Genomic DNA, 9324 nt, shown 5'->3' on the forward strand with positions numbered 1-9324 from the left:
AATTTACATTTTCCAATTGGAAATAACGCTGTATTTTTTATAGTCTTTTTTTAATAGGACAGGCACCATTAAGTTTATTTTGAACTACGCCATTATATATCGTATTATATCAAATTTTTATAAATTACAGAAAGTGTGTAATAAGAAGATGATAAAGATGAATAAATTTAAAATTGGGTGTCTAATAATTATTATTATAGGTATTTGTATATTTAATTATGTTAACCCAAGTAAGTATTTAACATCAAGAAAAAGTTCGCCTGATTTTGAATATTTAGGTAATGAAAAGTATGTTAATGATAGTACAAGTTTTAAATTCTCTGGATTTAATGGAACATGGTCATTAATAAGATTTGATTCTATTAAAAATAATAAAATAACTATAAATAACAACAGCAAAATTAATGAGGAAGAATCTTATGTCGTAATATAAGGCAATAATGGATCCAGGAATTCAGACAAAAACAAAATTTGTTTATTTTTAGTCTTACTATCAGTTAATATTTCTAAAGTTATTAATTTTCATGGGTTATTTGTTTTACAGGGGGAACCTGAACCACTAAAAAATTTTCTAAAATAATTACACTGAATGGAGGGGAAACATTGAAGAAAATAATTGTAATTTTATTAATAATTATTTCAATGTTTTCTTTTTTTATATTGTTTAAAGATGAAAGTTTAAAACAATCTAACAATATGGAAAAAGTAGAACAAACTTTAGATAATTCATTTGAAATTTTACTTCCAAGTAGTCTAGGCAGTGGATCCCAAACTGATATATATAATAAAATAGTATCAGTATTAAATAAACATAATGCAAATATATATTTTTCTAGAGTTGGAGATAATGATGAAATAATTAAATACATATACTTTAACAATTTGGCTTACTTTAACAATTTTCTTGTTACAAATGGACGTATTTTTGATTTGAGTGAAAATGAATCAAATAAATTTTTGTCTACAAAAAATACTGGTAACAGTAAGCAAATAGGAAAGTTAGGATCCTTTGATGGGAAAACTGATTTTGAAATTAACACCTTAAAAAGTATGATTGATACTAATGAATTTTTAATTATAGGTAATTGCACAGTACAATTAGCTCCTAAGGATAAAATAGATTTGTTTATACAAGATTTAAAAGAATCATTAAAAACTGATGAAATAGTGGTAGAGCCTAAAAACAATTTGACTATTAGTTATCACTATAATAAATGGATTATACCAGTATTATATTTTATAATAGTTGTATTAATTTTATATAGCATTTTAAAGTCATATAAAAAATTTGGTGTTCAAATGCTTTTAGGTTATTCAAAAAAGGATATTTGGCTAGAAGCAATATCAAATCTATTACTTATTCAATGTATAACAATAATAGCAACGGATTTGATTATGAGTTTATATCTATTTAGGGAATATAATTCTTATTTCATAAACTTTCTTAAAATTATTTTGATTAATAATATAGAATTGGTAGTAGTATTTTTTGTTATTTCATCACTACCCTTTATATATGTATATAATATTAAAATTATACATATGCTTAAAAACAAATTACCTGTAAAAGAAATAATAGTTTTTAATTCGTTTATAAAAGTAGTAACAATTCTATTACTCTTTAATTTAATGAATCAAGGACTTCAAAATTATGATAGGATCAAATCTGTATTTAACAATAATTATAAGAAATGGGCAGAAACAAAAAAATATTATGTAATACCGAGTATAAGGTCTACAAATGGACGCATAGAAAATGAGTCAAAGTTAAATGAACTGCAAGTACCGCTATATTATAATATAAATAAAGAAGGTGCTATTTGGGCAGACTTTCTTGGCTATTCCCCAATTCTACATGGAGCAGAAAGTATAAAACCTGCTTATGCCAAAATGTATGTTACAGTAAATCCTAATTATTTGAAAAAGAATATACTTTATGATGTACATAACAATCTAATATCTATTTCAGAAACAGAAAGTGATTTTATACTACTAGTTCCTGATAAATTTAAAGAATTTGAAAGTAAGATTATAGATAGTGCTAAACACAGAAAGAAAGGCTATGGAAAAGGATCTATTACAGAAAAGCAAGAAATTAAAATTATATACACTAAATCAAATCAAAAATTATTTTCATATAGATTCGATGTAAATCCTACTGATGGAAATATGGTTACAGATCCAATAATTAGAGTTATGACAGAGAAAAATGGTGTAACATGGGATTTCCAACGAATTATAGGCGAAACTGGAACTCCTATAAAAATTAACGTTGATTCTGCACCAGATCCGCAAAAATTTCTTGAGGACAAATTTAAAAAATTTGAACTATATGAATATGTTTATAGTTTTGTACGAGCAGATGAGGGAAAAGCATTTGAAAGTAAAGAGGTATATAATTTATTAGCATTTATTATAGGTGGATTAGCTGTCTTAATCATAGTAATGTTAATAACTATAATTCAAAACATATATTGTTTTTTTGAACAATATAAAAAGCAACTGGCAATAAGACAATTTCATGGATATAGGGCTGGAAGCAAGTATAAGGAATTGTTCATATTATTCTTAATAACCTGGTCTACAGCATTTATAATAGAACTTTGTATGGCAGATTTACATATAAAAGTACAATTTATTTTAACAATATTTTTTATGGCTATAGACTTATTAATAACTATGATAACAATAAAGTTTGTAAATAAAAGAAAAATTATTAGTGTAATAAAAGGGAGCTAATTAACCATGGATATAATAAAATTACAAGATATTAATAAAAGTTATGGAAATAAAAAAGTATTAGTAGATTTATCTTTATCTATAAGTAAAGGGGAGTTTGTTGCCATCACTGGGGATAGTGGAAAAGGGAAATCTACATTATTAAATATAATAGGTTTGCTTGAAAATATAGATAGTGGGAGTCTTCTGATAGATGGAGAAGAAAATATAAAGATTAACAGTGCTAAAGCCATGAAAGTGATAAGAGAAAAAATAAGTTATTTGTTTCAAAACTTTGCTTTAGTTGATGAAGACACAGTAAATTACAATTTAAATTTAGCATTAAAGTATATTAAAATTTCAAAAAATGAGAAGAAAGAAAGAATAAAAAATGCTTTAATAGGTGTAGGACTAGAGGGCTATGGAAAAAGAAAAATTTATGAATTAAGTGGTGGAGAACAACAAAGGGTATCTATTGCTAGAACAATGCTTAAACCTAGTAAAATAGTATTGGCGGATGAACCAACTGGGTCACTTGATGAAGGAAATGCTAAAGTTGTTTTAGAACTTTTAAGAAGTTTAAATAAAAATGGAAAAACAATTGTAATTGTAACACATGATAAAAAATTATCAACTCAATGTGATAGAATAATTAATCTATAAATTAATGTGAATTCTGAAAACGAGTGTTAATTTGTTACCCTCAATTTTGGTTGTAGTTTTAATAAGAAAAAGTTAAAAAATTGTAATTATGTTAAAATGTATTGGATTATATATCTTAAATACATAGTATTTAAGATTAATTAATTTACTCTAAGAGTTTATTAAAATTAAGCATTAAAACATAAAAATATAAGTATTGTTATGGGTATATTTTATTTGTTGATATTTGTTGCTTTATAGATTATTACAGCTATACTTTAGTTGTTATAAATAGTAGGATGAAGAGGAGGCACATTATGAAATCTAGTTTTAAATTTTCATGCGGTATTAAAAGAATATTAGAAAAATATTTATATCCCATACATAATGAATTAAATAATACCAATCCAAAAAAATTAGCTACATCAGGAGAAAACGATGAAAGTATAAAGATAATAAACTTCAAATTGAATTATTATACAATAGTATCAATATTGGGTATTTTATTTTGTATTTTATGGGTCTGCATAGTTAATACTCAGCCATTTTCTGATTTTCAATATTACAATGAACTTGCAAATCAGATTGCTAATGGGGGAGCTTGGGGAGATACCTATACATCTGTTGGATATTCCATTGTTTTAGGCTTTTTATATAAAATTTTTGGAAGTAGTTTAGTAGTTGCAAAGACCTTTAATATACTTTTAACTTTAGTAAATTACATAATGCTCTACAATATATTAAGAAAAGTAAGTTTAAATAAAACTATATGTAAATTAGTTTATACATTATTTGTTTTTTTCCCTCCTAATATTTTTTATAATAGTATACTAGCAACGGAAATATTATTTACAACCATATTTCTTACAATAACTTTGGTATATTACAGCAATATTAAATATAAATATGTTATATTAGGAGTACTTACAGCTATAAATACTATGATAAAGCCATTTTTTATTGTTTTCTTTTTTGTTATATTTATAGTAGAGTTAATGTCAAATACTGATATTATAGACGTATTAACCCATACTTGTATAATATTATTAACTAGTATTATAGTGATTTCTCCTTGGATATACAGAAATACAAAGCTCATAGGTGAATTTACTCTTGTTTCAAATAATAAGGGTATCGTACTTTATATAAACAATAACTCTCAAAATCATTATGGTAGATGGATGCCTGCTGAAGAAGTTGAAAATTCAGTTGTATTAAAAAAAGAATATATCCAAGCTAATATGACACAAAAAAATAAATTTTTAACTACAGCAGCTAAAAATTGGATAAAAAAACACCCTATTCAGTTTATGGAACTTGGATTTAAAAGATTATATAATACTTATTTTGTAGGTGATGATATAGGATATAGCCTTAATGGTACAAAACTTAATAACCATCTAAAACTGTTCCTAACTAAATATACTAATTTAATAAGATGTCTAATATTTATACCATCAATTATAATGATATTTATATGTAGTGTGCAGATACTTATTAGTTTATTTAAAAATAAAAGTATAAATTCATATGATGTTTACAGCATAGTTTGCTTCTATATGTTTACCTGTATATATTTTGTTACAGAAGGACAGTCACGTTATTCATTTCCTTTTATATTTATAATAATTTACTTCTTCTCATATCTAACTGGAACAATACATAGACAAATCCTTGCTAAATGGAGGGTCAATTCACAGCTATCAAAATGAGAATAACCATAAAAAACTCTATTCAGTTTTACTATTGACAAAGCATTTTTTATATTTGGGGTAATCCTCTTAGCTTGATGGATATGCAGAATTACCCAATTGGGTTGATTAGGTTTCAGGTATTAATAATTTAATCTTATAAAAATATAGGAGAGATTGCCATAATGGAAAGACTAAATAGCATACTAAGAAAGAGTTGTTTAAAAGATAACGATATACTTTATTTATAATAGTTTTTTTAGGTATAATTACAATGACTATGAATTCTTGTGGTATTATAAAATATTTCAATGTACTCAAATACAAGACTAACTATATGAGGTCAAGTAAAAATTAAAAGATTTTTATAGTTATTTAATTCAAAAAAAGAAAGCATGACAAAAAGAGCAATGGAAAATTACTTTTTGAAAAATATTAGTTTTCATGGATAAGTTTATATTTGTGGAGCAAAAGTTGTGTTGGGCTTTAAAAGATGAAATTTTAGTAATAACCAATGCATCCGTTTTATCAGTCTTAGTTTTTCTAAGAGTCTTGGCCTTACGGAAGAGATTTGTAGCTAAAGGGTTGAGAATTAAGAGCTTGAAGCCTTTAGCATACAAAAAGTTTTGGAGATTGGTGCTGTAATGACTTGTTGATTCAAGTGGTTAGATCCTCAATTAAAATAGTCCAGCTATAGGTGATAAAACTAATCCACAGCGCCTTATGATAATTATAGTAAAAATATTTAAGAAAGGAAAAGTGTAATGAATTTTTACTATATGTTCATTATACAAGGTGATTTTAATGGCAAGGAAAAATATTCTATTAAAAATCAATTCTATTGAAAAAAAATATTATATTGGGAAAAATGAGGTAAATGCTTTAAAAAATGTTAGCTTTGAACTAGATAAAGGAGAATTTATTGTCGTAATGGGAAGAAGTGGATCTGGTAAAACAACCTTATTAAATATATTGGGAGGTTTGGATTTTCCCACTGGTGGAAAAATCTTCATGAATGGAAAGGAAGTTAAAGATTATCATAAAGAGCCCTATGCTACTGAATATCGAAGAGAAAAAATAGGGTTTGTATTTCAGTCCTATAATCTTTTAAAAGCCTTAACGGTTGAAGAAAATGTTGCACTGCCATTGATATTGAAAAATGAAAAGCCCTTAAAAATTAAAGAGCGTACAGCTGAAATACTAGAATTAGTAGGATTGTCTAAATGGCATAATCATAGATCTGTAGAACTTTCAGGTGGGCAACAGCAAAGAGTAGCGGTTGCTAGAGCTTTAATAACATCACCATCTATATTACTTGCAGACGAGCCTACAGGAAATTTAGATTCACAAACTTCAGAGGAAATACTTCAATTAATTGTTAACATGAAAAATAAGCTAAATCAATCTATTGTTTTGGTTACCCATGATCCAAAAGTTGCAGCCTATGGTGATAGAGTGTTATTTTTTAATGACGGAGAAATTGTTAATGAATATAGAAATCAACAAGATATGTCTATTAATGATAATGTAACGATGATTATTAATAAATTTCAATCATTGATTAGAGGTGAATAAAATGATTACTAGCTTTTGGGGATTAGCAAAAAAGTTTATTATAACAAATAAAGTAAGGGTCATACTTTCTGCTTTAAGCGTAATATTGAGTGTAGGATTGGTAGTAACTATATTTTCACTTGTTGATAATATGGAAAAATCGTATAAACAGGAAATTAAGTATCATTATGGAGATATGGATTTAATGGTTGGGGTAAAAACATTTACTCATAATTATTTACTGCAAGATGAAGTAGATAAAATTAAAAGTACAGCTGGTGTAGAAAGTACTTCAGAGGTGTTGATGGAACCCCAACTTAGTATTTGTAATGTTAATGATGAATCAAAACATTCACCAGGAGTTTATACGGTTGGGGTAGATAATAGTTTCCTTGCAAAAAGCAGATATAAAAATAGTAAAGATATAGGAGAAAATGAAATTATTATTAATAAAGGCTTAGCATCCACACTTAATGTAAAGGTATCTGATAAAGTAAAAGTTGAATTGCCTAATGTAGACCCTAAAATATGTAAAATAGTTGAAGTGATCCCAGACATTAAAGGGGCAGCAGTTGATGATACTGCTATGCTTAATATAAGTCTTTTACAAAAATGGTGTGGGCTTGAAAATAAGAGCACATTTATATTATTAAAGCTTAAAAATGGAACCGATAAGTTAAAAACAGAAGAAAGTTTAAAAACAATTAGCAAAAATTTGCGAGTTGATGTTATTGAAATGGAAGAGGAAGTACAGACAAATATTCAAAATATAAAAGTTATGGGATGTGCATTAGGAGCTTTATCCATAATCATAAGTGTATTGTTTATATTTAGTAATTTTAGACTATTTATATATGAGTATAAACATGAACTTGCAGTAATGAGATCTGTTGGTGGAAACTCTCTGCAGAGTTTTAAGCTGATTTTGATTCAGGCTATTTTTATAGTTTTATCTGGAAGTATTTTGGGTTTGGGCTTATCCTATTTATGTACTACATTTTTATCTAATGTATTTTCAAGTTTATTTGGGTTACATATTACTAACTTTACATTTAGGTGGAAGTATGCAGTAGAAATTTGTATTTTAAGCGATTTTTTAATTATGGCATTTCTAATTTTTCCTGCAATTAATTCAACGAAAATTTTACCTATACAAGCCATGAGGGAGAATGAACAGGTAGAATATAAAAAGAGTAATGTACGTAAATGGATAGCACTAATTAGTATATCTATAGGTATTTTATTTGTTGTTGATGCTTTTCTCATTAATGCTAAAGGTAGGAACTCAGGATTAATTGCACCTTTAGGAGGCATAATTATTATTATTGGTGTATTTTTGGGCTTTACTTATTTTATAAAGCCTATATTTGAATTTTTGTCACCTATTTGGAACTTTTTTGGTGGGCGAATAGGATTTATAGCGGTAAAAAATATAATTCCACAAATGAAACAAAATACAATGGTTGTGCTTTCATTAGCAGGAGCAATAACTATTGCAATTACAGGAGTAAGTATTTTAGAATCTATAAAGATTAATTCAAATAAAGTTATACAAAGAGAATATGTATCAGATATTGTACTTACAAGTAGATATGGTCCTGATTCTAAACTAAAATATAATTTTAAAAAAGAAATTGAAAAAATCGAAGGTGTCAAAGAAGTTATTCCTTTGAGTTATTCTACTTCTAGAGAGATTATGTCTATGAATAGTAACGTTAAATTGAGTAAAAATGATAGATTCAATTATATTATAGGAGATATTGATGAGTTAGCTAAAAATGGTTTTCTGCCAAAGGTCGAAGGGGATAAAAGAAGTATAGCAGTATTTCAAGAGGATTATGCAAAAAAATTCAACTTGAAAGTAGGAGATGAGATAAAAGTTATTCCTAAGGATATTCCTGTAAACCAGAAAGAAACTTATAAAGGAGAAACAATAAATATAAAAGTTGCGGCTATTGTAAACGCACTTCCAGGCAGTATGATTTCAAATCATTGTATTGTAGACTGGAGAAATAAATATTTACAAGATAATAATACAATTCTGGATAGGGTATTGATCCAAATAGATAAGGCAAATAAAGAAGATGTGTTAAAAGGATTAAATGATTTAAGAACACAAAACAATGAAATAAAGTGGTCAACCCTTCAGGAAGCATTGGCAGATTCAGATCAGATGCTTAAACAAAGATTTTCCTTGTTAATTATAGCTATTATTGTAACTCTGCTTATAGGAATTTCTGGAATAGTTGTTACTTTAAACTCACACATTCAGGCACAACGTAGAGAGTATGCTATATTAAGAGCAATTAGTATTACACCTTTGCAATTGTTTAAAATTGTTTTATTACAGGGTCTACTATATAGTTTAGTAGGAGCTTTTTTAGGTACTGCTAGTGGAACTATAATGCTATATTCTATAGTATTGGGTATGGGCGAAACTGTTAGTATACCTTGGAATATGATATTGTACATAATTGTAGGAATGATACTTTCCAGCTTAATTTTAACTTTACCACTAGCTAAGAGAATAAGTAACAAATCTATAATAAAGGAATTAAATAATACAGTAAGATAATTCTTTCAATGGGTCATATAAGATGAAGAAAGCCTTCTAAAATCTTGAGCCAGATTCATATTTATAGAATGTGAAATAATTCTGACTCATTTTTCAACAGCATAGAGAAAGTGATAGTCTACCCAGTCCTTAGGGTCTTTAGAC

The 9324-nt window shown here is 26.8% G+C and carries 6 protein-coding genes and 1 pseudogene; 6 read left to right on the forward strand and 1 reads right to left on the reverse strand.

Going from position 1 to position 9324, the window contains the following annotated elements; genetic code table 11:
* The first annotated feature begins 148 nt into the window (after positions 1-148).
* From V7Q02_RS15380 to V7Q02_RS15395, 4 genes are all read left to right on the forward strand, one after another.
* Positions 149-433, forward strand: a complete 285-nt coding sequence (locus tag V7Q02_RS15380) for a hypothetical protein (RefSeq protein ID WP_333861966.1) — start codon at positions 149-151, stop codon at positions 431-433.
* Positions 434-603: 170 nt separating this feature from the next.
* The gene (locus V7Q02_RS15385; protein ID WP_333861967.1) at positions 604-2739 is read left to right on the forward strand and encodes a DUF1430 domain-containing protein; all 2136 of its coding nucleotides are present in this window, start codon (positions 604-606) and stop codon (positions 2737-2739) included.
* A 6-nt stretch (positions 2740-2745) separates the two neighbouring features.
* Positions 2746-3381, forward strand: coding sequence for an ABC transporter ATP-binding protein (locus V7Q02_RS15390; RefSeq protein WP_333861968.1), 636 nt, complete (start codon positions 2746-2748; stop codon positions 3379-3381).
* Between the two features lie 296 nt (positions 3382-3677).
* Positions 3678-5072, forward strand: a complete 1395-nt coding sequence (locus V7Q02_RS15395) for a hypothetical protein (RefSeq protein ID WP_373844957.1) — start codon at positions 3678-3680, stop codon at positions 5070-5072.
* Between the two features lie 359 nt (positions 5073-5431).
* On the opposite strand, the pseudogene V7Q02_RS15400 reads toward V7Q02_RS15395, so the two are convergent.
* A pseudogene (locus tag V7Q02_RS15400) lies at positions 5432-5701 on the reverse strand (IS110 family transposase); the annotation flags it as partial.
* 154 nt (positions 5702-5855) lie between these two features.
* On the opposite strand from V7Q02_RS15400, the gene V7Q02_RS15405 reads away from it, so the two are divergent.
* On the forward strand, positions 5856-6626 hold the full coding sequence (locus V7Q02_RS15405; RefSeq protein ID WP_333861969.1) for an ABC transporter ATP-binding protein: 771 nt from the start codon (positions 5856-5858) through the stop codon (positions 6624-6626).
* A 1-nt stretch (position 6627) separates the two neighbouring features.
* Positions 6628-9180, forward strand: a complete 2553-nt coding sequence (locus tag V7Q02_RS15410; protein WP_333861970.1) for an ABC transporter permease — start codon at positions 6628-6630, stop codon at positions 9178-9180.
* The last annotated feature ends 144 nt before the right edge of the window (positions 9181-9324 follow it).

It is taken from the genome of Clostridium sp., assembly GCF_036781005.1.
GTDB lineage: Bacteria > Bacillota > Clostridia > Clostridiales > Clostridiaceae > Clostridium_B.